Source organism: Cupriavidus sp. 05N40 (assembly GCF_056397305.1).
In genome coordinates, this window is record NZ_JBFTND010000473.1 from 1 (window position 1) to 463 (window position 463).

Here is a 463-nt window from a genome sequence, read left to right on the forward strand (position 1 = left end):
GTAATTATGCGATAACTTTAGCAACAACACCCGCGCCAACGGTACGGCCACCTTCGCGGATTGCGAAGCGCAGACCTTCGTCCATTGCGATTGGGTGGATCAGGGTAACAACCATTTTGATGTTGTCGCCTGGCATGACCATCTCAACGCCTTCTGGCAGCTCTACTGAACCGGTTACGTCAGTTGTACGGAAGTAGAACTGTGGACGATAGCCTTTGAAGAACGGAGTATGGCGGCCACCTTCGTCTTTAGACAGAACGTAAACTTCTGACTCGAACTGGGTGTGCGGCTTGATTGAGCCTGGCTTAGCCAGAACCTGGCCACGCTGGATGTCTTCACGCTTGATACCGCGCAGCAGAACACCACAGTTTTCGCCTGCCTGACCCTGGTCCAGCAGCTTACGGAACATCTCAACACCGGTACAGGTTGATTTCACAGTATCTTTGATACCCACGATTTCAAC

Annotated in this window: 1 protein-coding gene; it reads right to left on the reverse strand. The window is 52.1% G+C overall.

Features of this window, described 5'->3' with window-relative positions:
• Positions 1-4: 4 nt before the first annotated feature.
• Positions 5-463 (reverse strand): EF-Tu C-terminal domain-related protein (locus AC1DO7_RS41510; protein WP_477117609.1); only part of this gene is annotated, 459 nt, incomplete at its 5' end.